Genomic DNA, 24,730 nt, shown 5'->3' on the forward strand with positions numbered 1-24,730 from the left:
ATGCCAGCGGGGCATCCTGCATGGCCACCCTGCTTTATTGCGACCGTGGCGCCTGCGGGCCGCTCGGGGCCTGCTGCCCCTGCTGCTCGTCGGCCTTCTTCAGCGAATCGAGGATGCCACCCGAGGTCGGCGCGTTCATCGGCGTGCCGCCGGCCGGCTGCGTCTGCGCCGGTGCGCCGGTGCCGACGATCGAGCTCGGCTTGCGGTCGTAGCCCGCGTACCAGGACAGGAACAGGCTGGTGATGAAGAAGCCCACCGCGAGGATCGCCGTGGTCCGCGTCAGCAAATTGGCGGTGCCGCGGCTCGACATGAAGCCGGCGCCGCCACCCATGCCAAGGCCGCCGCCTTCGGATTTCTGCAACAGCACGGCGCCGATCATGACGGCGACAATCATGAGGTGGACAATGATAACGACAGTCTGCATCGCAAGCCTTCCGTCACAAGCCGCCAAGCGGCCAGACAAACGGCGCTATCGGCTTTACGGTTTTCGTGAAGTCGCGCCCTGTTACACGATTGCACCGGGCATTGTCACCCCCGAGATAGTCGCACTGTCGACGATCACAAGCAGCGCCGATCGCGACCCGGCCAGGCCTTGCCGGGAATTGGTGATTTCTACTATAGTAGACAAATGGATACTTTGGTAGACGACCTGAGCCAACGCCTGGCGCAGCGGATCAGGCTCGAACGCGATGGCCGGGGCTGGTCGCTGGCCGACCTTGCAGAGCGCGCCGGCGTCTCGAAGGCCACGATCAGCAAGATCGAGCGCGCCGAGGTCAGCCCCACCGCGGTCGTGCTGGTGCGCCTCGCCTCGGCGTTCGATCTCACCCTGGCCGGCCTGATGTTGCGCGCCGAAGGCCAGGGCGAACGGCTGTCGCGCGCCGCCGCGCAACCGGTCTGGCGCGATCCGGAAACCGGCTATCTGCGCCGCCAGGTGTTCAGCCGTCCCGACCATCCGGTCGAGCTGGTGCGGGTCGAGCTGCCGCCGAAGCAGACCGTGACCCTGCCCGCCTCCTCCTACGCGCATATCCGCCAACTGGTCTGGGTGCTCAGCGGCAGCCTCGTCATCACCGAAGGCGGCGCACGCCACATGCTCGCCGCCGGCGATTGCCTCGGATTCGGACCGCCGGCGGAAACGACCTTCGCCAACGAGACCAACGCCTCCTGCACCTATGTGGTCACCCTGGCCCGGAGCTGATGCATGTCGCACTTTGCCATCAAGCCGCTCGTGGATGCGCCTGGAATTCGCAGCGCGCTTAGCGAGCTGTTGGTCGAGACCGTCGCCGGCGGCGGCTCGGTGAGCTTCATGCATCCGCTGTCGCCGGATGACGCCGATGCATTCTGGCAGGACTCCCTCGGCGCCGCCGCGCGCGGCGAGCGCATCGTGCTCGGCGCATTCACCGGCAGTGATCTGATCGGAACCGTGACGCTGCTGCTCAAACTGCCGCCGAACCAGCCGCATCGGGCGGAAATTGCAAAAATGATGACGCGCGTCGCCCACCGCCATCGCGGCGTCGCGACGGAATTGATGCGTGCGGCCGAGCAGCTTGCGATCGCGCACGGCCGCACACTGCTGGTGCTCGACACCGCCGAAGAGGATGGCGCTGCGCCACTCTATGAAAGACTGGGATTTCAGCTCACCGGCATCATCCCGGACTACGCGCTGAAGCCGCATGGCGGCCTCACCGGGACGATGATCTACTGGAAGCGGATCGGCGCGGCGGAGGTCTAGCCCGAACCGTCATTGCGAAGAGCGAAGCGACGAAGCAATCCATAGTTCTGCAGATGCGGAGCCATGGATTGCTTCGCTTCGCGCGCAGTGACGTGGATAGAACGCCGACCGCCTAACACCCCGCGGCGATCGCGAGGAAGTCCGACGCCTTCAGGCTAGCGCCCCCGACCAGTGCGCCGTTGACATTGGCCACGGCCATCAGCTCGGCCGCGTTCGACGGCTTGACCGAGCCGCCGTAGAGGATCCTGATCCTATTTCCCTCGTCCTTGAAGCGATCGGTCAGCTGACCTCGGATAAACCTGTGAACTTCCTCGACATCCTTGGCCGTCGGGGTCAGGCCGGTGCCGATCGCCCAGACCGGCTCATAGGCCACCACCAGGTTGGCCGCGGTCGAGCCGTCGGGCAGCGAGCCCGCAAGCTGGGTGCCGCAGACATCGAGCGTCTTGCCGGCGTCGCGCTGCTCGCGTGTCTCGCCGATGCAGACGATCGCGGTCAGCCCGGCGCGCCACACGGCCTCCGCCTTCTGCCGAATCAAGGAGTCGGTCTCGCCGTGGTCGGCGCGCCGCTCGGAATGGCCGACGATGATCGCGACCGCGCCGAGATCCCTGAACATCTCCGCCGAGAGATCGCCGGTGTGGGCACCCGATGCCTTGGGATGGCAATCCTGGGCGCCGACCACGACCTTCGAGCCGCGCGCCTTGTCGGCAAAGGCCCCGACCAGCGTCGCCGGCGGACAGACCAGGAGATCGGCCTTTCCGGCGACATCGCCGGCGCCCGCCAGCATCGCGTCGAACTCGACAAAAGAGGATTTCAGGCCGTTCATTTTCCAGTTGCCGGCGATCAGCGGCCGGATGGCGTCGGTCATGTCGGATTTCCCATCGTTCAAGCGTGTCCCTGCGCTACCAGAGCCGGGCGGCGACTTCCAGAGCGCGGCTTCGCGCACACCGTGCGACGCTTCCACCCGCGCGGCCAAGGTTGCGGGGGCGCTTCGGCCACTTTATGATGGGTTTTCAATCCGGTGACGCCCTGCTGCGGGACAAAAGCCTCGACTTTCAGCTCCCCATTGGGCACGACCCGGTTCCCCTCCTGTAAAACAAGTTGGACCCATGCTTCGAGGAATGCGGAAAGCCTCATCAAACTGGCTCGGCAAGACGATTATGGCCGTGGTGATGGGCGTTTTGATCGTCAGTTTCGGAATTTGGGGCATTGCCGACATTTTCAAGGGGTTTGGCCAGTCGACCTTCGCCAAGGTGGGCGGGACCGAGATTTCGGCCGAGCAGTTCCGCCAAATCTATACCGACCGCCTGCAGCAGCTAGGCCGCCAGTTCGGCCGTCCGCTGACGCCGGACCAGGCGCGCGCCTTCGGCATCGACCGCCAGGTGCTGCAGCAGACGCTTGCGGAAGCCGCGATGGACGAGGAAGCGCGCCGCATGGGCCTCAATGTGTCCGACGCCGAGGTGCTGCGCGCGATCTACAACGATCCGAACTTCAAGGGCCTCAACAACCAGTTCGACCCACAGCGTTTCCAGGCCGTGATCCGCAACTATGGCTATACCGAAGGCCGCTACATCGCCGAGCAGCGCCGCGTTGGCCTCAGGCGGCAGATCGCCGGCACCATCTCGTCCGGGATCGAGCCGCCGAAATCGCTGGTCGAGGCGCTGACCCGGTTCCAGAACGAGCAGCGTTCGATCGACTACATCACGCTCGGCGCCGCGCAGGCCGGCACCATCGATCCGCCCTCGCCCGAGGCGCTCGCCGCCTATTTCGAGGACCACAAGGCCCAGTTCCGCGCGCCCGAATACCGCAAGATCTCCTTCGTCGCCATCACGCCCGAGGAGATCGGCAAGTGGGAAACGGTGTCGGACGAGGACGCCAGGAAGATCTTCGAGGAGCGCAAGGACCGGCTCAGCACGCCGGAGAAGCGCGAGGTCTCGCAGATCGTGTTTCCGGACGCCGGCGAGGCGCAGGCCGCACGCGGGCGGATCGCGTCGGGCACGTCGTTCGACGACATCGCCAAGGAGCGCAACCTCAATCTGGCCGACGTCAATCTCGGCCTGGTCGCGAAGTCGGCGATCCTCGATCCGGCAGTCGCCGATGCCGCCTTCTCCCTGCCCGCCGGCGAAGTCAGCCAGCCGGTGCAGGGCCGCTTCGGCGTCGCGCTGGTCAAGGTCGGCAAGGTCGAGCCCGGCGCGACCCCGAGCTATGAGAGCCTCGCCCAGCAGGTGAAGAACGAGATCGCCTCCGAGCGCGCCCGCACCAAGGTCGCCGACCTGCGCGACAAGATGGAAGACGAGCGCGGCGGCGGCGCCAGCGTCGTCGAAGCCGCACAGAAGCTGAAGCTGACGCCCGTCACCATCGACGCGGTCGATCGCTCCGGGCGGCTGCCGAACGGCCAGGTCGCGACCAACATCCCGCGCGGCCTCGACGTGGTGTCGCAGGCCTTCAGCAGCGACGTCGGCGTCGACAACGACCCGATCCAGTTCAACGGCGGCTATGTCTGGTACGACGTGCTCGGCGTCACGCCGTCGCGCGAGCGCAGCCTCGACGAGGTTCGCGATCAGGTCGAGGCCAAGTGGCGCGAAGACCAGATCTCCACCAAGCTGCGCGCCAAGGCGACCGAGATCGTCCAGAAGCTCGACAGCGGCGCCAAGCTCGCCGACGAAGCCGCCGCTGCCGGCGTCAAGGTCGAAACCGCCGCGAATTTCAACCGCGAGGCCTCGCTGCCTGCCGTGCCGGCCGGCGTGATTGCGGCCGCATTCCGGACCGCCAAGGACGGCGACGGACAGACCTCCGTCGCCGGCGGCAGCCAGTGGGTGGTCTTCCGCGTCACCAACGTGACGGTGCCGCCGGTGGACTTCGCGTCGGATGCGGCCAAGCAGCTCACCGAGGCGCTGCGGCGGTCGCTCAGCGACGAGCAGGTCGCGCAATATGTCACAAAGATCGAGTCCGATATCGGTGTGACCATCAACCAGGCAGCCTTCGCACAGGTGACAGGCGCAAATAATTGAGCATGATCGGGACATCGCGACGACGCGCTGCACGCCGATCAAGCTCCAACAACAGACCCTGAGCCAGCGAATGGACGACCTGAAATCGATCATCGGAAAAGTCGCCACCGGCGCCACGTTGACGCGTGAAGAGGCGGCGTCCGCCTTCGACAGCATGATGTCGGGCGAAGCCACGCCCTCGCAGATGGGCGGCCTGTTGATGGCGCTGCGGGTGCGCGGCGAGACCGTCGAGGAGATCACGGGCGCCGTCACCGCGATGCGCGGCAAGATGCTGCCGGTCACGGCGCCGGCGGAGGCCGTCGACATCGTCGGCACCGGAGGCGACGGCTCCGGCTCGGTCAACGTCTCGACCTGCGCGGCCTTCATCGTGGCCGGCGCCGGCGTGCCCGTGGCGAAGCACGGCAACCGCGCATTGTCGTCGCGCTCGGGCGCCGCCGACGTGCTGGCCTCGCTCGGCGTCAAGCTCGATTTGACGCCCGAACAAGTCGGGCGCTGCGTCAAGGAAGCCGGCATCGGCTTCATGTTCGCGCCCGCGCATCATCCGGCGATGAAGAATGTCGGTCCGACCCGGGTCGAGCTCGCCACCCGTACCATCTTCAACCTGCTCGGCCCGCTGTCGAATCCCGCCGGCGTCAAGCGGCAGATGGTCGGCGTGTTCTCGCGGCAATGGGTGCAGCCGCTGGCGCAGGTGCTGAAGAACCTCGGCTCGGACAAGGTCTGGGTCGTGCACGGCTCCGATGGCCTCGACGAGATCACCCTCACCGGCCCGACCTTCGTTGCGACGCTCGAGAACGGCGAGATCAGGACATCAGAGGTGACGCCCGAGGATGCCGGCCTTGGCCGCGTCGGCGGCGAGGCGCTGAAGGGCGGTGACGCAGATGCCAATGCGATCGCGCTCTCCAGCGTGCTGCAGGGCAAGCCGAGCGCCTATCGCGACGTCGCCCTGCTCAACGCCGCCGCCGCGCTGATCGTGGCCGGCCGCGCCAAGGACCTCAAGGAAGGCGTCGCGATCGGCGCACAGTCGCTCGACAGCGGCGCTGCCGCCGCGCGGCTGAAGCATCTGGTCGCGGTTTCGAACGGTTAAGCAAGGCGTTAAGCGATGTCCGACATCCTGACCAAGATCGAGGCCTACAAGCGCGAGGAGATATCAGCCGCGAAGCGCGCCCATCCGCTCGCCGAGGTCGAGACGCAGGCGAAATCGGCCTCGGCCCCGCGCGGCTTCGTCCGCGCCCTCAAGGACAAGCATGCGCGCGGCGACTACGCGCTGATCGCGGAAGTGAAGAAGGCTTCGCCCTCGAAGGGCTTGATCCGGGCCGATTTCGATCCGCCCGTGCTCGCGAAAGCCTATGAGGCCGGCGGCGCGGCGTGCCTGTCGGTGCTGACCGACGCGCCCTCGTTCCAGGGCCATCTCGACTTCATGGTCGCGGCCCGCGCGGCGACCAGCCTGCCGGTGCTGCGCAAGGATTTCATGTTCGACACCTACCAGGTGGCGGAAGCGCGCGCCCACGGCGCCGACTGCATCCTGATCATCATGGCCGCGCTCGACGACGCGGCGGCCGGGGAGATCGAGGACGCCGCGCTCGGCTACGGCATGGACGTGCTGGTCGAGATCCATGACCGCGCCGAGCTTGACCGTGCCTTGAAACTTCGCTCGCCGATGATCGGCGTCAACAACCGCAATCTGCGCACCTTCGAGACCACGCTCGCGACCAGCGAGGCGCTGGCGCCGCGGATCCCGCCCGACCGCCTGATGGTCGGCGAGAGCGGCATCTTCACGCCGGACGACCTCGCCCGCCTCGAACGGGTCGGGATGTCGACCTTCCTGGTCGGTGAAAGCCTGATGCGCCAGCAGGACGTCACCGCGGCCACCCGCGCCTTGCTGACGCGGCAGGCCGCCTCGCGCGCCACCGCAACGCGCTGACGCAATGGCGCGGAACAGCAAGGGCAAGACCAAGGCCGAGCCGTCCGGCTCCGGCACCGCCCTCACCCATATCGACGCCAAGGGCGAGGCGCGGATGGTCGACGTCTCGGCCAAGCCCGCGACCGAGCGGACCGCGGTCGCCGAAGGCCGCGTCGTGATGAGCAAGGCGACGCTTGCGCTGATCGAGACCGGCCAGGCCAAGAAGGGCGACGTGCTGGCGACGGCGCGCATCGCCGGCATCATGGCGGCGAAGCGGACGTCGGAATTGATCCCGCTCTGCCATCCACTGGCGCTGACCAAGGTCACGATCGACATCACACCCGACCGCAAGCTGCCCGGCTGCACCGTCCGCGCCAGCGTCAAGGTGACAGGGCCGACCGGCGTCGAAATGGAGGCGCTGACCGCGGTCTCGGTCGCTTGCCTGACGATCTACGACATGGTCAAGGCGGTCGATCGCGGCATCCGCATCGAGGGCATCCACCTCGTCGAGAAGATCGGCGGCAAGTCCGGGCACTATCGCGCCAGCGCTTGATCGCCGGTGCGCAAGCGACGGCCTGTCGCGAATCTTCGCAAGGCTTCGTTAACCAATCTCGCTAACCCGCGCTCCATTTCGATTGGGTACGACTTCCGCGGGCCGGGGGTGCACGAAAACTACTTCCGGGTGAAGCACCTGGAAGCGATTGCGGCACATGAATCCAAACGGCAGCGCCTCGTTCAACGTCAAATCGGTGATCGGCAGCGGCCCGATCCGCTGGCTGATCCTCGGCGGCGCCGTGCTGATGGCCGCGATCGCGATCGGCGCCACGCTGATGGCGGAGAATTTCCGCGATCGCGCGCTGCACAACAGCGAGCGAGAGCTCGAGAACACCGTGCTACTGCTGGCGCGGCATTTCGACCAGCAGCTCGACGATCTCGAGGTCGTCCAGCGCGACCTGATCGCGTTCATGCGCGACAATGCAATCGCGACGCCGGAAAATTACAAGCGCCGGATGTCGGCCGCCGACATCCACGCGATGCTCAAATCCAAGATGGACGCGCTGTCCAATGTCGGCAGCCTCAACGTGTTCGACGCCGATGGCGTTCTGATCAACAGCTCGGGCGCCTGGCCGCTGCCGCAGGCCAGCATTGCCGACCGCCCCTACTTCCAGATCTTCAAGTCGAGCCCCTATTCGCCTGACATGCAGGTCGCGCCGGTGGTCAGCCGCATCACTGGAAACTGGACCACCGTCATCGTCCGCAAGGTCACCGGTCCGCACGGCGAATTCCTCGGCGTGGTCGGCCGCGGCATCGAGCCGGCGGCCTTCGAGAAGTTCTTCTCCACGGTGGCGCTCGGCGACGGCGCCGCGATCTCGATGCATCATCGCGATGGCACGCTGCTGGCGCGCTATCCCCATGTCGAGGAGCTGATCGGGAGGAATTTCCGCAACGGTCCGGTCAATCAGCAGCAGGTGTTCGAGCTGCCGCAGAGCACGACGCGGCTCGCCAGCCCGGTCGACGGCAAGGACCGTCTGGTGTCGTCGCGGGCACTGACCAAATTCCCGATCGTCGTCGTCGCGACGAGCACCACGGAGGCGGCGCTCGCCAACTGGCGCGAGCAGATCGGCATCCTGATCGCGGTGACCAGCATCTCGGTGCTGGCGATCGCGATCCTGCTGACGCTGGTGGTGCGCAAGCTGGTGCAGCAGCATCGCGCCCAGCAGCAGCGCCTGACGCTGGAGAAGCTGCGGCTCGACACCGCCGTCAACAACATGACGCAGGGCCTGTTGCTGTTCGATGCCGCGCAGTGCCTGGTGATCTGCAACAGGCGCTATATCGAGATGTACGGGTTGTCGGCCGACATCATCAAGCCCGGCTGCAGCTTCCGCGACGTCATCGTGCATCGTCACCGAACCGGCTCGTTCCAGGGCGACGTCGAGCGCTACGTCAATCTCGTGCTGCGCGACGTCGGCATCCGCAACACCATGGTGATCACGACGCCCGACGGGCGCTCGATCCAGGTCGTCAACGAGCCGCTGGCCGACGGCGGCTGGCTTGCGACCCACGAGGACGTTACCGAGCGCCGCCGCGCCGAGGAGCGCATCACGCATCTCGCCCACTACGATGCTCTCACCGACCTGCCGAATCGCGCGCTGTTCCACGAGGAGATCAGGCGCGAGCTGCCGCATGTCACGCCCGACAGCCAGCTTGCGGTGCTCTATATCGACATCGACGAATTCAAGGGCGTCAACGACTCGCTCGGCCACATGGTCGGCGACGAGCTTCTCAAGTCCGTGGCGCGGACGCTGAGCGGCGTGATCGGCGAAGGCGATTTCGTCGCCCGCCTCGGCGGCGACGAGTTCGCGATCGTGCAGACCGGAGTGAAGAGCGAGGCCGAGGTCGCCGACCTCGTCGCGCGCATCTACGAGGTGATCCGCGCGCCCTATCAGTGCCTCGGCCACCAGGTCACGACCGACGCCAGCATCGGCATCGCGCTGGCGCCGAAGGACGGCACCGATCTCGACCAGATCATGAAGAATGCCGATCTTGCGATGTACGCGGCGAAGTCGGCCGGCCGGCGCGTCTTCCGCTTCTTCGAGCCGGCGATGGATGCCGACGCCCGCGCCCGCCGCGAGCTCGAGATGGAGTTGCGGCAGACGATCGCCGCGGGCAGCGGGCTCGAAGTGCATTACCAGCCCTGCGTCGACCTGCGCAGCAACGAGATCACCGGCTGCGAGGCGCTGGTGCGCTGGCGCCATCCACAGCGCGGCATGATCTCGCCGGCCGAATTCGTGCCGATTGCCGAAGAGACCGGCCTGATCAACCAGCTCGGCGAATGGGTGCTGATGACGGCCTGCAAGGAAGCCGTGAACTGGCCCGACTACGTCAGGCTCGCCGTCAACGTCTCGCCGGTGCAGTTCCGCAGCGGCACGCTGGCGCTCAAGGTGATCGCGGCGCTTGCATCGTCGGGGCTGTCAGCGAGCCGGCTCGAGCTCGAGATCACCGAGGCGGTGCTGATCCGCGACGACGAGACGGCGCTGGCCGCGCTGCACCAGCTGCGCGCCATCGGCATCAGGATCGCGCTTGATGATTTCGGCACCGGCTATTCGTCGCTGAGCTACCTGAAACGATTCCCGTTCGACAAGATCAAGATCGACCGCTGCTTCGTCACCGACATCGCCGATCCGCAAGGCTCGGCCGGCATCGTCGAGGCCGTCGTCAACATCGCCGCCGAGCGCAGCATGACGACGACGGCGGAAGGCGTCGAAACCGCGCAGCAGCAGCAATTGCTGCGCGAGCTCGGCTGCTCGGAAATGCAGGGCTATCTGTTCAGCCCGCCAAAGCCCGCCGCCCAGATCCGCGAGCTGCTGGCCGGGCACCGCCGCGGCCCCGTTGCGGGCGCGAGCACGACGCGCCGGCGCAAACCCGTCGCCGGCGCGGCTTAAGGCCGCTCGGAAGTCGCGAGCCCGAGGGGGCGTCTGCACAATTTCGGAATATTGGAAGAATACCCTGAAATTGCCCGACGTGTCAAATTGCCTGGTCGACCGCCTGCCACCGGCTACTTTGCATGGGGTTGTTTTCGATATTTTGGCAGCACGCGCCTGCGACGGCGCCCGGATGGAGCCAACAGGTCGCGCAAACGCGCGCCCGATCACAGGCCCCGCGAATCCGGGGACCTTGCAAACGCGCAGACAGCTCCCGGATTTCGCTTCGCTCCATCCGGGCTACATGTGTCGGGTTCTAGTTCGGCACCGGCCGCTTCTGCGCGGCCTTGGTGTCGGCATTCTTGGCGTCGGCGTTGACGGTGACGCCGCGCAGCTGGTTGAACGCCGCGGCTAGCGCCTTGTCGTTCTTCTCGTCCGGCGGGACATAGGACTGCGAGCCGGTCTGCTCGGCGCCCTCGGCCGCGAGATGGCCGCGCATCGAGGCCTCGCCCTTGATCTCCGACCGGGTCTTGAACTCGTCCGGCACATCCTGCAGCACCTCGATGTCGGGCTTGATGCCGAGTGCCTGGATCGAATGGCCCGACGGGGTGAAATAGCGCGCCGTGGTCAGCGCCAGCGCGCCATTGCCGGTGCCGAGCGGAATGATGGTCTGCACCGAACCCTTGCCGAACGAGCGGGTGCCGATCAGGGTTGCGCGCTTGTGGTCGTGCAGCGCGCCGGCGACGATCTCGGAGGCCGAGGCCGAGCCGCCGTTGATCAAGACGACGAGCGGCTTGCCCTTGGTCATGTCGCCGCCATGCGCGGTGAAGCGCTGGGTTTCCTCGGGATTGCGGCCGCGGGTCGAGACCACCTCGCCGCGCTGCATCAGGGTCGAGGTCACCGAGACCGCCTGGTCGAGCAGGCCGCCGGGATTGTTGCGGAGGTCGACGACGTAGCCGGTGAGCTTGTCCTGCGGGACCTGCTTCTGGATATCGCCGATCGCCTTGCGCAGCCCTTCGGTGGTCTGCTCGTTGAACGAGCTGATCCTGATATAGCCGATGTCGCTGCCCTCGACGTGATACTTCACCGGACGGACGCGGATGATCTCGCGCGTAATCGAGACCTCGATCGGCTTGTCGGCGTCCTTGCGGATGATCTTCAGCCGGATCGAGCTGTTGGGCGCGCCCTTCATCTTGTTGACGGCCTGGTCGAGCGTCATGCCCTGGATCTGGTCATCGTCGATCGAGGTGATCACGTCGCCCGACATGATGCCGGCGCGGGAGGCCGGCGTGTCGTCGATCGGCGCCACCACCTTGACGAAGCCGTCCTCCATGGTGACCTCGATGCCGAGCCCGCCGAACTCGCCATGCGTGGTCTCCTGCATCTCCGCCCAGCCCTTCTCGTTCATGTAGCGGGAGTGCGGATCGAGCGAGGAGATCATGCCGTTGATCGCACCCTCGACGAGCTTGGAGTCCTCGGGCTTCTCGACGTAGTCGGTCTTGACCTTCTCGAACACCTCGCCGAACAGGTTGAGCTGCGAATAGGTGTTGCTGTTGTCGGAATGCGCGGCGGCGTTGGCGACGGCGAAGAGATGCGCGCCCTGCGGCGAGGCCACGAGCAGGGTGAGACACGCGCCCGCGACCGTCCCGAGCAAGAAGCCAACATGTTTGCGCATTATCCGTGATCCCTTCGCTAACGGCCGGCAACGTTTCGCAACATTCGGCCCCACCCCGACGCGGGGCACCACACAACGGCTTTTTGGTCGGATCAAGGCCGCCCCGTCACCGGACCATTACGGTCCTGTCACGGTGCCCGGATCGGCCTCTTGTCAGGCCCCTGTCAGCCTTTCGTCGGCCTCTGGCCCAGTCTCCCGCAACCCGTTCTGCCAGGTCGACGGCTGGGTGCCGAATCCGCGCTTGGCCCGCGTGCCCAGCCAATAGCCGAACTGCGGAGGAACGTTGCGGAACGGCCCCTCGACGCCGAGCTTGAGCGCGGCGTCCATCGGCCAGTTCGGGTTATTGAGGATTTCCCGGCCGACCGCGATCAAATCTGCTTGTTTATCACGCAGGATTTGTTCGGCCTGGTCCCCGTGGATGATCAGGCCGACCGCCATGGTCATGATATCGGCATGGGCGCGGACATATTCCGCGAGCGGCACCTGATAGTTGTATTTGATCTCCTTGCCCAGGATCGGCGCCATCTCGCTGATTCCGCCCGATGAGCAGTCGATCACGTCGACGCCCTTCGCTTTCAGGATCCTGGCGAGCCGCGCGCTCTGCTCCGGGCCCCAGCCGGCGTTGTCCTCGACCGACAGCCGCACGAACAGCGGCTTGTGATCCGGCCAGTGCGCCCGCACCGCCTCGGTGACCTCGATCAGGAAGCGCATCCGGTTGGCTTCCGAGCCGCCATATTCGTCGCCGCGCTGGTTGGAGCGCCCGGAGAGGAATTCGTGCACCAGATAGCCATGGGCGCCGTGCAGTTCCAGCACCTCGAACCCTGCCGCATGGGCGCGTCGTGCCGCCTGCCCCCAGGCTGCGACGAGGTCCTTTACCTCGTGCGTGTCCAGCGCGCGCGGCACCGGCCAGCGCTCGCTATGGGCGATCGCGCTCGGCGCCACCGGCATCCAGGCATCCCAGTCCTCGATCTCGGCGGTGCGCTCGAGCGGACGATCGCCCTCCCAGGGCCGGCTCGCACGGGCCTTCCGGCCGGAATGACCGAGCTGGATGCCGGCGACCGCGTTCTGCTGCTTGATGAAGCCAACCAGGCGACTCAGCGGCGCGATGAACTTGTCGTCCCAGATGCCGAGATCGCCGATCGTGCCGCAGCCGCGCCGCTCGACCTTGGTCGATTCGACGATCACGAGACCGGCGCCGCCGGCGGCGAACTTGCCGGCATTCATCAGATGCCAGTAGGTCGGAAAGCCCTTCTCGGCGGAATATTGATGCATCGGCGGCACCACGATGCGGTTCTTCAGCGTGACGCCGCGGATGGTCATTGGCGAAAACAGCAGCATGTCGGACATCGCTTCCTCATTATGCGTCGTTACCCAGCGCGCGGGACCGATCTTGTGTTTGGCGCGGACGATATACGCGCCGCGCGATGGCCGATAGAGGCACGCGGGCGGCCACTCAAACGGATCGCGGCATGGCAGCGCTGTAGCGGGCCGCGGCACCTTCGCGATGCCTGTTCCCTCGCGGCGATTTTTCGCGCGCACAGGAAATGATGATCGCGAAGCGTGTTGTCCCCCGGTAACCCAGAGGAGGGACACTCATGAGGACCCGCACAATCGCACTGCTCATCGCCGGTGCCATGGCAACCGGCCCGATACTGGCGCAACACGCGGTTGCCCAGAACCTGCAAAACGAGGCCGACAAGGGCGCCAAGACCCGCAACTCCGGTGAATCCGGCTATGTCGGCGATCAGGACAGGCCCGGCGCGGCCGCAACGCCTCCGGGGCGCCCCGACACGGCCGCCGGTTCCCCAAACGCCACGACGTCTCCGAGCGCTCAAAGTTCCGGAACCGGGATCGCCGGCGCGCCCGGCAACAAGAGCGGGCCGCCCGCCAAGCAGGGCACGGTCGGTTCGAACTCGCAGAACCTGCATGTCCAGGAACAGGATCCGTCGAACATCAAGGGACAGCCCGGCAACAAGAGCGGCCCACCCGCAAAGCGCTAGGCTGCGCGCGATGCTGACCAGGTGGCCGTGAACCGGAATGGCGCCGGCAAAGCTCGCTGGGCCCGATCGGCGCCGGTTCGAAACCGGCCGCCGATCGAGTCGTTCAGATATTATTGTGCGGCCTTCCGGCTCGCGGAGAGATCGGTCGGGCAATTTGCCCCGCATTCAATCGATTTCTTCTGGTCGGCAACGCGCCACACCAGCAACGCGACCAGGACAATGATGGTGACGGTGAGCTTGGCCAATGCGTCGTGGTTCAATGTCGGCTCCGCAGAACAATCGGCATAACGAAAAAATCAGCTGCAAGCAGAAATGTGACCCCGGCATCCTCTGAGGCCGAAGGCCGAATGCTGGGACGTCCACCAGGCCCGCATTCGATTCGGGCCGGCCGACGTCATGATGGTACGGTCCTGGCGCGGTCTGCAAGCTTCTCAGTCTGCATGGCAGCATGGCACGGCCGGCCGCAGCCGGTTGGAACATTGTCATCGGTGTGCGGTTCAGTGGCTGTCCTCTGATTCATTGCCCCAGAGGCACACACCACCTCCTACGGCCCCAGCCGTCACGCTGGGGCCGTAAATCATTGGAGTTGCACGCGGGGACTGCTGCGCGGGGTGAGCGCAGCGGCTTCCGAGAACCACAATCGATTTGCACGGGCGCGCCCGCAATGCGGCTACTTGCCGACCTCGTACACGTCGGGATCGAAGCTCGAGGTCGGATTGGCGAACGCGTGGCGCAGCGCCGGCGACATCGGGACGTTGTAATTGATACCTTTCGGCGGGGTCGGCGCTTCCAGCCATTTCCTGTACATGACCTCGATCTCGGGGCTCTTGTAGAGCTCCGCCGTGGCGCGGTCGGCGAGCGCCTTGAACGGGGTGTCCTCCCTGCGCAGCATGATGCCGAACGGCTCTGCCTTCGAGAACGCCTCCTCGCTGATCATGTAGAGCGAAGGCTGCTTCGACCGCGCGATCGCAACCGCAAGCTGGACATCGTCGAGCGCGTAGGCCTGGGCGCGATCGGTCTCCAGCATCAGGAACGCCTCGGCTTGGTCCTTGGCCGGGAGAACGTTGATGCCGAGCTTGCGTTCGGTGTTGACCTTGATGAGCTGCGTGAGGTTTACCGAACCCGCAACGGCGGTGACGGACTTGCCCTTGAGGTCGTCGATCGTGTTGATGCCTGCGGATTTCTTGGCGGCAAATCGTGTCGCGCTGAGGAAGTGCGTGTTGGTGAAGGTCACCTGCTTCTGGCGGTCCGCGCTGTTGGTGGTCGCCGAGCAATGCAAGTCGATCGTGCCGTTGACCATCAGCGGAATGCGGTTCGACGAGGTCACCGGGAGGTAATCGACGGCGATGTCGGATACGCCGAGCTCCTTCTTCACGGCGTCGACGATCTTCAGGCAGATGTCGAGCGCAAAGCCGATCGGCCGCTGATTGTCGTCGAGATAGCTGAAGGGAACGGAAGCTTCCTGAAAGCCGAGCGTGACCTTCTTCGTCTCCTTGATCTTCTGCAGCGTGCCCGACAGCTCCTCGGCCGCCGCGGGGCTTGCGGCGAGCGTGAGGGCGAAGAAGATGGCGGGCAAACGCATCGGCGGCTCCTGTGGGGTGATCAGGCGGCGGTGATAGCGCACGCATGAGCCCGGAGCCAGATGACGGTGTGAAGCAGCTATCGCACTTTGCTATCGTCCGCCTGCCAAAGCCGCAGCCGCGAAGCATCCCTAGCGCTGCGCCCCACCCTCGAGCAGGCGATCGCCGATCAGGCGGACCGCGCCGCGGGTCCAGGAATAATCGGCGCCCATCCGCAGGCCGCTGTCGCCGCGTGAGAGGACCGCGCCGCTGCGGGCGTCGCGCAGCTGGAAGCCGATCGTGTATTCGGTCCGGCTGACCCGCCTGATCACGCCGATCAGCGATTGATCGGCGCCGAGTTGTTGCGCGATCGCCGCCTCGCAGCCGTCACAGTCGCGCAGCGCACGCGCCTTGACGGGCTCGGCGGTCACGCCGCCGGTATCGACCAGGTGGTAGCGGCCCGACTGCGCAAGCCGGTCACGCACGCCCTTCGTGACAACGGCGAGGTAGACCGCATCGGAGGCGGCAAGGCCGGACGCGGTTGCCGCGGAGGTGTCCTCAAGCTCGAATTCGAACACCGCAAGCCCGATCGGCGCCGCAGTGGCGGACTGCGCCGGCGGCAGCACGCCCGCGAGAACGCCGCGCACCTCGCGCGACACGAACATCCGCGCATGGTCCCATGCCTCGTCATTGTCGCCGCGAAACGTGTAGAGCTTTTCGTACAGCACGCGGCTCCCTTCAACATCGATGACCGCCACCTTGGCCCACTGCACCAGCGTGCTCATCTTCTGCACGCCGCCGACCACCTTGATCCGGGCCTCGCCTGCGGGCGCCGCTGCTGGCACCAGGCGATAGCGCGGCTCCGCGGCGACGTCGGCGCGCAGCGCGCGCATGAACGCGTCGAGGCGCTTCTGGTGCGCGACTGTCTGATCGATGACCTCGCCCGAGGTGTCGACATAGCTGAAATCGTCGATGCTGACGCCAAGCGGGGATGCCACCGCCGTGCCGGCTTCGGCGCGCAGCGGACAAGGTCCGGCCAGAAGGCCGATCAACGCGAGGGCGTGCAAGACAAGACGGGATTGACGCATAGTCTGGGCCTTTCGAATGCGGGCGCGGGCGGGTCGGTCCCATCCTGGGCCAATAGGCCTCCGCGCCGCAGCGGAGTGCCTCCCGCCCGGTGCCGGGAAAATTTCACGACGATGGTCCGCGCCGAAAGAACGCCTATGGCAGCGCTTCTCGGCGCCTCCGTTCTGCCGTTTAATGAGCGTGGCGGCCCTGCCCGCGATCGCGCGCCGAAGCCCGCCTTCGATCTTGAGGATACGCCAATGTGGAATTGGTCCGGAAGCGATCTGAAACTGCGGCTGACGTTGCGCGTGGCGATCGTCTCGACGCTCTGCTTTGCCGTCATCTCCGGCTATTTCCTGATCGAAGCCGACCGCTCGGTGCGCGGGCGGATCGCGGCCGTTGCCGATGTCGCCGCCAAGACGCTGGAGCTGCAGCAGAGCAAGATCCAGTGGCTGAACAATGCGCGCTCCGAATTTCCCGATCTCGACAGCGTTGCCGCCTCGGTCATGACGCCGGGACTGTGCCTCGCCTTTCGCAGCAATAGCGGCGAGATCAGCCAACGCTTCTGCGGCGGCGCGCAGACTGACACGGCCGCGCCGCCGCTGGCCTTCGCGGCGCTCTATCGCCGCCTGTTCGATCCCGGACGCGAGGCGGTGCAGCAGGTCGTTTCGCGCGGCAACGCCATCGGCGAGGCCGTGGCCTGGATTGATCCGGCCGTGCCGACCGCCGAGGCCTGGCACGATGCCGGCCGGCTGATGGCGGTGTTCATGATCGCGCTGCCGCTGCTCTGCGCCCTGGTCTATGCGGCGCTGGCGCGGGCGCTGCGTCCGACGCGGCAGATCCGCGACGGACTCGAGCGGATCGCCGCAGGCGATCTCGCCGCGCGCCTGCCGCCGTTCGATCTCGCCGAACTGTCGGCGATCGGCGACGTCTTCAACCAGCTCGCCGAGCGCCTCGCCGCCGCGCTCTCCGACCGCAACGCGCTGACGCAGAAGCTGATCCTGGTGCAGGACGAAGAGCGCCGCCACCTCGCGCGCGAGCTGCATGACGAGTTCGGGCAGTCGCTGGCCGCCATCCGCGCGCTCGCCGCCTCGGCGCGCCAGACCGCGGCGGCGGATTGCCCGCCACTGCTCGCCGAATGCGACGGAATCGCGCGGACCGCGACCGACATGATGGAGACATTGCGCGGCGCCCTCTTCCGACTCCGCCCGCCCGATGTCGACGAACTCGGACTTGCGGCCAGCCTCGAGGGCCTGGTCGCCGGCTGGAACGGCCGCGCGCGCGGACAGCCGCGGTTCGAGATCACCATATCGGGATCGTTCGAGCGCCTCGCCGCCTCCGTCAGCGCCAATCTCTACCGCATCGTACAGGAGGCGCTCACCAACGCCGCCAAGCATGCCGGCGCCACGCGCGTGATGCTGCGGCTTGAGATGCGCGAGCCGCCGCCCGGCGGCGGCGACAGCACGATCGTGCTCGCGATCGACGATGACGGCCAGCCCGGCGATCCCGATCCCAAAGGCGATCCCCAGCTCAGATCCGGCCTCGGCCTGCTCGGCATGCGCGAACGGGTCGCCGCGCTGGGCGGGCGGCTCAGCTTCGAGACCGGACAGCCCAGCGGCTCCTCGCTCCGCGTCATCGTTCCCGTCGCCGCCAGCCGAGAAGCCGCACAGGTGGAGCGCGCGGCATGAGCCACGCTGCGCGAACCATCATGCTCGTCGACGACCACGCCGTCGTGCGGGAGGGCTACCGGGCGATGCTGCAGAAGCAGCCGGGCCTCTGCGTCGTCGCCGAAGCCTCCGACGGCGTCGAGGCCTATCGCCTCTACAAGGAGACCGGGCCCGACCTCGTCATCATGGACCTGTCGATGCCCGGCATCGGCGGCATCGAGGCCATCCGCCGCCTCCGGCGGTGGGACAGGCGCGCAAAAATCCTGGTGTTCACCATGCACCAGAACGCGGCCTTTGCCGTGCAGGCGATCCGCGCCGGCGCGAGCGGCTATGTCACCAAGACCAGCCCGCCGGAGACGCTGGTGCACGCCGTGATGGATGCGCTGTCGGGCAAGATCGCGATCAGCCCGGATATCGACCACGAGCTCGCGCTCAGCCACCTTGCCGGCGAGACCAAGGCGGCCGACCTCCTGACCGCGCGGGAATTCGAGGTGCTGCGGATGCTGCTCGCGGAAAACACCACCGAGGAGATCGCCGAGGCGCTGCACCTCAGCCCCAAGACGGTCGCGAACCTGCATTCCCTGATCAAGGACAAGCTCGGCGTCGGCACCGATATCGAGCTGGTCCGCCTCGCGCTGCGGCAAGGCATCCTGACGCAGATCGATCTCGGCGAACGCTGAGCCCGCGGTGGCACCAGCCAGGCCGCGTACTGGCAAATCGAGCCGCATCTGCCTTCGGGCAAACCGAACATCGAGCCGGCATCGTCGAATGGCCGAGTCTCGAGAAAATCGCGTAACAGACGTCCAGGACAGCCTCGATGCTGGCTCGTCTGGGACATAGTCCAGAACCTGGACTACCTTGGTGGCCCTCGTGATGCTAAAGTTCTCGTCATGAAAGGCTATGGATCATTTTGCCCCGTAGCCAAAGCTGCGGAAATTCTCACGGAGCGGTGGACCCCGCTCCTGCTCCGCGAACTGTTGCTGGGGTCCCACCACTTCAACCAGCTTCGCCGCGGCATCCCGCAGATGTCGCCGACCCTCCTCTCCAAGCGCCTGCAAACGCTAGAAGAAGCCGGGCTAATCTCACGCAGATCAGGCGATAACGGGCATTGGGAGTACCATCCAACCCAGGCAGCCAGGGAAGCCAGGCCAATTATCGATGCAATGGGCTATTGGGGCCACAAATGGGCTCGCAGCCAGCTCACACCCAACGAACTTCACGCGGGCCGGCTCATGTGGAATATGCGCCGTTCGTTCGATCTAAGGCACATTCCATGCGACTTCGTTCTGTACATCGAGATTGCGGACGCTCGGCCGAAGCGCTGGTGGTTTGTTGTGAAGAAGGAGGAAGCCGATCTTTGCTGGGATGACCCCGGCTTCGAGGTCGATATCAGCCTCTATGCGAGTCTGCTGACGCTCGTGCAGATTTTCGTAGACGAGATGCCGCTGCTACGGGCGCGTGAGCTCGGCAAAATCGAGATCGACGGTCCCAGGCATCTTGTGAACAGCATGCGGGCTTGGTTCCCACGCAGCAAATATGCCGATGAGGCGCCGGCGGCCGCAGATCGAGTCTCAGCCAGTTGAGGATATCCAGTCCACTTTCTGGACTAGTGGTTCTGCTTGCCTCGGCTATAGCGTTTGCGAATGCGCTCCCGCGCTAAGCATCTCAGCTAAAGGAGGCAAAGATGAGCCGCCCTTCTCTTCTTTCATGCACCCTGTTGTTGATCTTTACTTGTACTTGCGTCAGTCCCGCAGGGGCAGCCCCACCTGCCGACGAACTTTCCTCGGCGGCTGCCAAATGGGATGCCGCCATCAACAACGCAGACTTCGATGCCCTGTTACCGTTGTATGCCGCTGACGCCAGATTGATGCCGCCTGGTGCGCAGCCAGTCACCGGCCCTTTGGCAATCCGTAATTTCTTTGCCGGGCGGGGAAGAAGCGTCAGAGATCACAAGGTTGAGCTGCTCGATGTGTTGCCCATGGGAAACTACGCCTACACCACCTCGCATTTCACGGCCACGCTAGTAGTAAATGAGAAGGCGGCGCCAATTTCTGGCAGCACCGTGAGACTGCTTGAACGCCAACCCGACGGGCAGTGGAAGATAAAGTCTCATATCTTCGTCAAGGAATAGATTCGCGGGTGCCACAGCCACACGGTCAGCCACCCCGCAAGCCTGACGGGCCGCAAGTGACGGATGGTCATGCGCCTTATTGGCCCTCAGCCGAAGACGGCATTGATCATCGGGACATCGGTTCATTGGGTAAGCCGGACGTCCCTCGGTTTGGTCGCCATTGCCGTGGCTGTCGCCAGATGTTCGATCTCGCCCAACGCTGGGCCCGCGGCGACGCCCGCGATCAACCCTTGCGAGCCCGCCGGGGATTGGATAGCCTTCTGCTCGCGATGAGCTTCGCAGGCTCATTCGCCCCTCGCGCGACTGGCGAGCTTACGTGGAATTGACCACGGTGAAGCGCGAAGGGTTCCAACGCCGTTCGCCTGGGCAACCCGTTCAGCTGATGATCCAGCGTCTTAGGGAGCCCGGACCATGCCGTCATTCCGCAATGAACTCCATCTCAACGATTTGGAAGTTGCCCTTGCGCTCGAGGGCGAAGAGCGCCGCCAGCAAGACGGCGTCGAGCTGATTCCGTCGGAGAACTACACCTATCCCGAGGTTCTCGAGCTACTGGGATCGGTGTTCACCAACAAGTATTCCGAGGGCTATCCGGGACGCCGCTATTACGGCGGCCAGGAATTTACCGACCAGATAGAGAACCTTGCCCGACAGCGCGCTTGCGCGCTGTTCCGCGCCGAGCATGCCAACGTTCAGCCTCTGTCCGGATCGCCAATGAACCAGGCCGTGTATCTCGGCCTGCTGCAGCCCGGCGATACGATCTTGGCGATGGACCTGTCACACGGCGGCCATCTCACCCATGGCGCACCGGTGTCGCATATGGGGCGGCTCTTCAACTTCGCCCGCTACAAGACGCAGCCGTCAAACGGCGGCGCCATCGATTTCGATGAGCTCCGCGCCATGGCCCGGAACGTCCGCCCGAAGCTGGTGCTGTGCGGCTACAGCTCTTATCCGCGCGATCTGGATTATGCGTCCTTCAAGAGCATCGCCGATGAGGTGGGTGCACTGACCATGGCCGACGTCAGCCATTACGGCGGCCTGATCGCCGGCAACGCCTTGCGCAATCCGCTCGATGCGGGTTTCGACGTGATGACGACGACATCGCACAAGACGCTTCGCGGGCCGCGCGGCGGCATCGTTCTCTGTCGCCGGGAGTTCGCCGGCAAGATCGACGCGTCGGTGTTCCCGGGTTTGCAGGGAGGTCCGCACATGAACGTCGTGGCCGGAACCGCGGTCACGCTGAAGAAGGCATCGACGCCCGATTTTCACGCCTATGCAAAGCTGGTCATGCGCAACGCGAAGGTCCTGGCCGAAGCGTTGATGGAACACGGCATGACGTTGATCACCGGCGGAACCGACAATCACATGATGGTCGTGGATACGGTGGCCAGCGTCGGCCTGGACGGCGGCGCGGCCGAGAACATCCTCGACGCCGTCGGGGTCACCGCAAACAAGCAGATCATTCCCGACGATCCGCGTCCGCCGCTCAAGCCGAGCGGCATTCGCCTCGGGACACCGGCGGCGACCACGCGCGGCATGGGCGAGCCCGAAATGCGCCTCATCGCCGAACTCATTGCGGAGTCCCTCCGGTCGAAGGGAGATGCAGCGGTCGTCAAGCGATTGAGGTCGAACAGCGTCGAGATGTGCCGCGCCTTCCCCGTTCCGGGGATCGCGCCGCCCTCATAGGCGGCCGACCCACGTTCCGTTCGTCGCGTCACTCGGCAGGTCGTGAAGGTTCCCGGGGGAAGGACCGGAACGGAAATTGATGCTGTTCGTTGGACCGCATGATCTCGAAGACGGAGCGTCCAACGCCGTGAACCGGAAAACCTTGCAAGCACGCTCGGAACAGGCGCTCGTCGTCATCATTCTCAGCACCGGTGCGCTGATCGGTTACCTCGGCCTGGCGCTGTCCAGGATGTGAGAGCTACGCCCGGCGGGCACCAAAGCCGCCGGCGGGCATGCAGGCATCAAGTCGCTTGGTGCTGGCGCCCTGAAAGTTCGCGCGCGCGCCACTGAGTTGCTCGAAGTGGCAAACCCCCGCAGCAAAATTAGAGGGTGAATCGAAGAGCAAAGCTCGGACAAATCATGTCGCGAGAATGCGGATGTTTGACGCACAAGCGACAACACACTCGGCGTCGTCCCGGCGAAGGCCGGGACCATTACCCCAAATCTCAATTGTTGCGCGAGCTGGGGCCACGATCCCGTTCCTGATCAAATGCGGTGGTTATGGGTCCCGGCCCCCGTGCGCAATTGCGCACTAGGCCGGGACGACGGCGGTGGATATGGCGCGAGCTGGAGTTCTTTCTTCCTTCTGGAAGGGTAGCAAATCACGCCTTCCACTTCGCCGCGGCCTCTCGGCTCAAGCACAAGCGTCTCTGGAATACTGGATCACCCGCTTGCGCGCGGGTGATGACACCCGCGCGTGCATGGACGACGGCGCGCTTAACGCCCGTCGCACACCTGCCGCACAAATCGAGGACATTGCCGCCCGCCCGCAATTCTCGTACACGGTTTCACGCAATGACCTCGCAATTCACTCCCAACTCCGTCGACGTGCTGCTGTTCGATATCGGCCGCGTCGTGCTCGACATCAACTTTGACAAGGTGATGGCGCACTGGGCGCAGCATGCCGGCTGTGCGCCCGCCGAGCTCGCCACGCGCTTTGTCGTCGACGACAGTTTCAAGCATCACGAGATCGGCCGGATCGACGACGCGGCGTTCTTCGAAAGCCTGCGCCGGACGCTCGGCATCAACATCACGGACGCCCAGTTCCTCGAAGGCTGGAATGCGATCTTCACCGGCGAGATGCCGGGCATCGCCCCGCTGGTCGCGGCGGCCGCCAGGCAAATGCCGCTTTACGCCTTCTCCAACACCAATCCGGCCCATGTCGCGCATTTCTCGGTCACCCATGCCGAGCTGCTCAGCCATTTCCGCAACGTCTTCCTGTCGTCGAGCATCGGCTTCCGCAAACCCGACGCCGAGGCCTATGATCATGTGGTAAAAGCCATCGGCGTGCCGGCGTCGCGGATCCTGTTCTTCGACGACCTGGCCGCCAATATCGAAGGTGCGCGGGCGCGCGGCCTTCATGCTATCCACGTGACATCGACGGATGACGTGGCAAGGGCTTTGACCGCACTTGGTATTGAACATTAGGAATTGAGGAGCTCTGAGCGTGGCCCTGATGCCGGTTGCCGATGCCCTGTCCGCCGTCCTCGCCGGCGCCGAACCGCTGCCGGAGGAGATGGTCGCGCTCGATGCCGCCTACCACCGCACGCTTGCGCACGACCTCGCGGCGCTGCGCACCCAGCCGCCGCAGCCGATGTCGGCGATGGACGGCTATGCGGTGCGCGCCGCCGATGCGGCCGATCTAAAGGCCCGGCTCAAGGTGATCGGCGAAGTCGCCGCCGGCCGGCCGTTCGAGCGGACGGTCGGCGCCGGCGAGGCGGTGCGGATCTTCACCGGCGGCGTGATCCCGAGCGGCGCCGACGCCGTGATCATCCAGGAAGACACCGCCGTCGACGGCGACCACATCACGATCTCGGAGGCCGCCAGCGTCGGGCGGCACATCCGCCAGGCCGGGGTCGACTTCCGTGAGGGCGAGGTGCTGCTCGCCGGCGGCAGCCGCCTGTCCGACCGCGCGCTGTCGCTGGCGGCCGCCATGAACTATCCGGAACTGACGGTGCGCCGCCGCCCGAAGGTCGCGGTGCTGGCGACCGGCGACGAGCTGGTGATGCCGGGCTCGCAGCCCGGTCCCGGCCAGATCGTCTATTCCAACGGCTACGCGCTGCGGGCGCTGGCGCGCGCCGAAGGCGCCGAGACCGTCGACCTCGGCGTTGCCGCCGACACGGTGGAGGCGACCACGGCCGGCATCCGCCGGGCACGCGAGGCCGGCGCCGATATCCTCATCACGACAGGCGGCGCCTCGGTCGGCGACCACGATCTCGTCAAGCGGTCGCTGGAAGCCGAGGGCGTCGAGATGGCGTTCTGGCGGATTGCGATGCGGCCCGGCAAGCCGATGATGCACGGCCGGCTCGGCGCGATGCGGGTGATCGGCCTGCCCGGCAATCCGGTGTCGTCCTATGTCTGCGCCTTCCTGTTCCTGGTGCCGTTGATTCGGGCGCTGAGCGGCCGGAAAGTGATTCATCATCGCCGCGCAAGCGCCCTGCTCGGCCGCGACCTCGCCGCCAACGACCAGCGCGAGGACTATCTGCGTGCGCGTCTCGAAGCGCGCGAGGACGGCACGCTGGTCGCAACCCCGGTGACGCAGCAGGACTCGTCGCTGCTCGGGAATCTCGCTGCGGCACGGGCGCTTCTCGTGCGTCCGCCGTTTGCGGCGGCTGCCGTCAAAGGCAGCGAATGCGAAATTCTGACACTGCCCGAATAGGGTTTTCGCGCCCCGCCGATTGTGCGTTGCCCGACACGTTCACCGGAAATTAAGTGGTTGCGGAACACATATCGAACATATAGTGTCCGTTCATGATTTGTTTCGAGTACTGGTGTCTACAATCGGGAAGCCGCGTGGAAGCAGGTGCATTGAGCACATGCTCCTGAGGTCAGGCCCGGCCTGCAGGCCCCAC

Annotated in this window: 22 protein-coding genes, 1 pseudogene and 1 riboswitch; of the genes and pseudogenes, 16 read left to right on the top strand and 7 right to left on the bottom strand. The window is 65.7% G+C overall.

The window, feature by feature from the left end:
- Positions 1-34: 34 nt before the first annotated feature.
- Positions 35-424: a preprotein translocase subunit SecG gene (gene secG / locus QA639_RS23610; protein WP_028334048.1), complete on the bottom strand. Its 390-nt coding sequence runs from the start codon at positions 422-424 to the stop codon at positions 35-37.
- 204 nt (positions 425-628) lie between these two features.
- Between secG and QA639_RS23615 the strand changes: the two genes are divergently transcribed.
- Positions 629-1,195 (top strand): helix-turn-helix domain-containing protein, encoded by a 567-nt coding sequence (locus QA639_RS23615; protein ID WP_157341188.1) that lies wholly within the window; start codon positions 629-631, stop codon positions 1,193-1,195.
- A gap of 3 nt (positions 1,196-1,198) precedes the next feature.
- On the top strand, positions 1,199-1,729 hold the full coding sequence (locus QA639_RS23620) for a GNAT family N-acetyltransferase (protein WP_157341186.1): 531 nt from the start codon (positions 1,199-1,201) through the stop codon (positions 1,727-1,729).
- Between the two features lie 112 nt (positions 1,730-1,841).
- Here the strand turns inward: QA639_RS23620 and tpiA are convergent, their stop codons facing one another.
- The gene (gene tpiA / locus QA639_RS23625) at positions 1,842-2,594 is read right to left on the bottom strand and encodes a triose-phosphate isomerase (protein ID WP_157341183.1); all 753 of its coding nucleotides are present in this window, start codon (positions 2,592-2,594) and stop codon (positions 1,842-1,844) included.
- 241 nt (positions 2,595-2,835) lie between these two features.
- Here tpiA and QA639_RS23630 point away from each other — a divergent pair, with 241 nt between their 5' ends.
- The 5 genes from QA639_RS23630 (at position 2,836) to QA639_RS23650 (ending at position 10,080) form a co-directional block, all read left to right on the top strand.
- The gene (locus QA639_RS23630; RefSeq protein WP_198400080.1) at positions 2,836-4,737 is read left to right on the top strand and encodes a peptidylprolyl isomerase; all 1,902 of its coding nucleotides are present in this window, start codon (positions 2,836-2,838) and stop codon (positions 4,735-4,737) included.
- Between the two features lie 70 nt (positions 4,738-4,807).
- Entirely contained in the window at positions 4,808-5,821 is a 1,014-nt protein-coding gene (trpD, locus tag QA639_RS23635; protein WP_028334043.1) for an anthranilate phosphoribosyltransferase, read from the top strand.
- A 15-nt stretch (positions 5,822-5,836) separates the two neighbouring features.
- Positions 5,837-6,658: an indole-3-glycerol phosphate synthase TrpC gene (gene trpC / locus QA639_RS23640; protein WP_157341179.1), complete on the top strand. Its 822-nt coding sequence runs from the start codon at positions 5,837-5,839 to the stop codon at positions 6,656-6,658.
- Between the two features lie 4 nt (positions 6,659-6,662).
- Positions 6,663-7,190: a cyclic pyranopterin monophosphate synthase MoaC gene (moaC, locus tag QA639_RS23645; RefSeq protein WP_157341177.1), complete on the top strand. Its 528-nt coding sequence runs from the start codon at positions 6,663-6,665 to the stop codon at positions 7,188-7,190.
- Positions 7,191-7,347: 157 nt separating this feature from the next.
- Positions 7,348-10,080 carry a bifunctional diguanylate cyclase/phosphodiesterase gene (locus tag QA639_RS23650; RefSeq protein WP_157341175.1) on the top strand — a complete coding sequence of 911 codons (2,733 nt, stop codon included), beginning with the start codon at positions 7,348-7,350 and terminating at the stop codon, positions 10,078-10,080.
- Between the two features lie 295 nt (positions 10,081-10,375).
- Here QA639_RS23650 and QA639_RS23655 read toward each other — a convergent pair whose 3' ends face one another.
- Both QA639_RS23655 and QA639_RS23660 read right to left on the bottom strand, forming a co-directional pair.
- Positions 10,376-11,734 (bottom strand): S41 family peptidase, encoded by a 1,359-nt coding sequence (locus QA639_RS23655; protein WP_050384517.1) that lies wholly within the window; start codon positions 11,732-11,734, stop codon positions 10,376-10,378.
- 153 nt (positions 11,735-11,887) lie between these two features.
- Positions 11,888-13,081 (bottom strand): NADH:flavin oxidoreductase/NADH oxidase, encoded by a 1,194-nt coding sequence (locus tag QA639_RS23660; RefSeq protein ID WP_244978396.1) that lies wholly within the window; start codon positions 13,079-13,081, stop codon positions 11,888-11,890.
- A gap of 467 nt (positions 13,082-13,548) precedes the next feature.
- Here QA639_RS23660 and QA639_RS23665 point away from each other — a divergent pair.
- A pseudogene (locus QA639_RS23665) lies at positions 13,549-13,734 on the top strand (hypothetical protein); the annotation flags it as partial.
- Between the two features lie 110 nt (positions 13,735-13,844).
- Here QA639_RS23665 and QA639_RS23670 read toward each other — a convergent pair.
- The 3 genes from QA639_RS23670 to QA639_RS23680 form a co-directional block, all read right to left on the bottom strand.
- On the bottom strand, positions 13,845-13,994 hold the full coding sequence (locus QA639_RS23670) for a hypothetical protein (RefSeq protein ID WP_018271828.1): 150 nt from the start codon (positions 13,992-13,994) through the stop codon (positions 13,845-13,847).
- A gap of 410 nt (positions 13,995-14,404) precedes the next feature.
- Entirely contained in the window at positions 14,405-15,316 is a 912-nt protein-coding gene (locus QA639_RS23675; protein ID WP_283087504.1) for an amino acid ABC transporter substrate-binding protein, read from the bottom strand.
- A gap of 129 nt (positions 15,317-15,445) precedes the next feature.
- On the bottom strand, positions 15,446-16,381 hold the full coding sequence (locus QA639_RS23680) for a DUF3280 domain-containing protein (protein WP_157341171.1): 936 nt from the start codon (positions 16,379-16,381) through the stop codon (positions 15,446-15,448).
- 237 nt (positions 16,382-16,618) lie between these two features.
- On the opposite strand from QA639_RS23680, the gene QA639_RS23685 reads away from it, so the two are divergent.
- The 8 genes from QA639_RS23685 to QA639_RS23720 all read left to right on the top strand — a co-directional run bounded on the left by QA639_RS23685 (position 16,619) and on the right by QA639_RS23720 (position 24,537).
- Positions 16,619-18,046 (top strand): sensor histidine kinase, encoded by a 1,428-nt coding sequence (locus QA639_RS23685; protein WP_157341169.1) that lies wholly within the window; start codon positions 16,619-16,621, stop codon positions 18,044-18,046.
- Positions 18,043-18,705 carry a response regulator gene (locus tag QA639_RS23690; protein WP_157341167.1) on the top strand — a complete coding sequence of 221 codons (663 nt, stop codon included), beginning with the start codon at positions 18,043-18,045 and terminating at the stop codon, positions 18,703-18,705. The genes QA639_RS23685 and QA639_RS23690 overlap by 4 nt, the downstream gene beginning before the upstream one ends.
- 210 nt (positions 18,706-18,915) lie before the next feature.
- A complete protein-coding gene (locus tag QA639_RS23695) occupies positions 18,916-19,608 on the top strand; it encodes a winged helix-turn-helix transcriptional regulator (RefSeq protein ID WP_157341165.1) in 693 nt (230 codons plus the stop codon).
- A 101-nt stretch (positions 19,609-19,709) separates the two neighbouring features.
- The gene (locus tag QA639_RS23700; RefSeq protein WP_028334032.1) at positions 19,710-20,156 is read left to right on the top strand and encodes a YybH family protein; all 447 of its coding nucleotides are present in this window, start codon (positions 19,710-19,712) and stop codon (positions 20,154-20,156) included.
- A 289-nt stretch (positions 20,157-20,445) separates the two neighbouring features.
- Positions 20,446-20,531: riboswitch (ZMP/ZTP riboswitch) on the top strand.
- A 36-nt stretch (positions 20,532-20,567) separates the two neighbouring features.
- Complete coding sequence (locus tag QA639_RS23705; RefSeq protein ID WP_157341163.1) at positions 20,568-21,839, top strand: serine hydroxymethyltransferase; 1,272 nt, start codon at positions 20,568-20,570, stop codon at positions 21,837-21,839.
- Between the two features lie 79 nt (positions 21,840-21,918).
- Positions 21,919-22,074 carry a hypothetical protein gene (locus QA639_RS23710; RefSeq protein WP_198400079.1) on the top strand — a complete coding sequence of 52 codons (156 nt, stop codon included), beginning with the start codon at positions 21,919-21,921 and terminating at the stop codon, positions 22,072-22,074.
- A gap of 599 nt (positions 22,075-22,673) precedes the next feature.
- Positions 22,674-23,306 (top strand): HAD family hydrolase, encoded by a 633-nt coding sequence (locus QA639_RS23715; protein ID WP_028334030.1) that lies wholly within the window; start codon positions 22,674-22,676, stop codon positions 23,304-23,306.
- Between the two features lie 19 nt (positions 23,307-23,325).
- On the top strand, positions 23,326-24,537 hold the full coding sequence (locus QA639_RS23720; protein ID WP_028334029.1) for a molybdopterin molybdotransferase MoeA: 1,212 nt from the start codon (positions 23,326-23,328) through the stop codon (positions 24,535-24,537).
- Positions 24,538-24,730 lie beyond the last annotated feature (193 nt).

The organism is Bradyrhizobium pachyrhizi (genome assembly GCF_029714545.1).
Classification (GTDB): Bacteria; Pseudomonadota; Alphaproteobacteria; order Rhizobiales; family Xanthobacteraceae; genus Bradyrhizobium; species Bradyrhizobium pachyrhizi.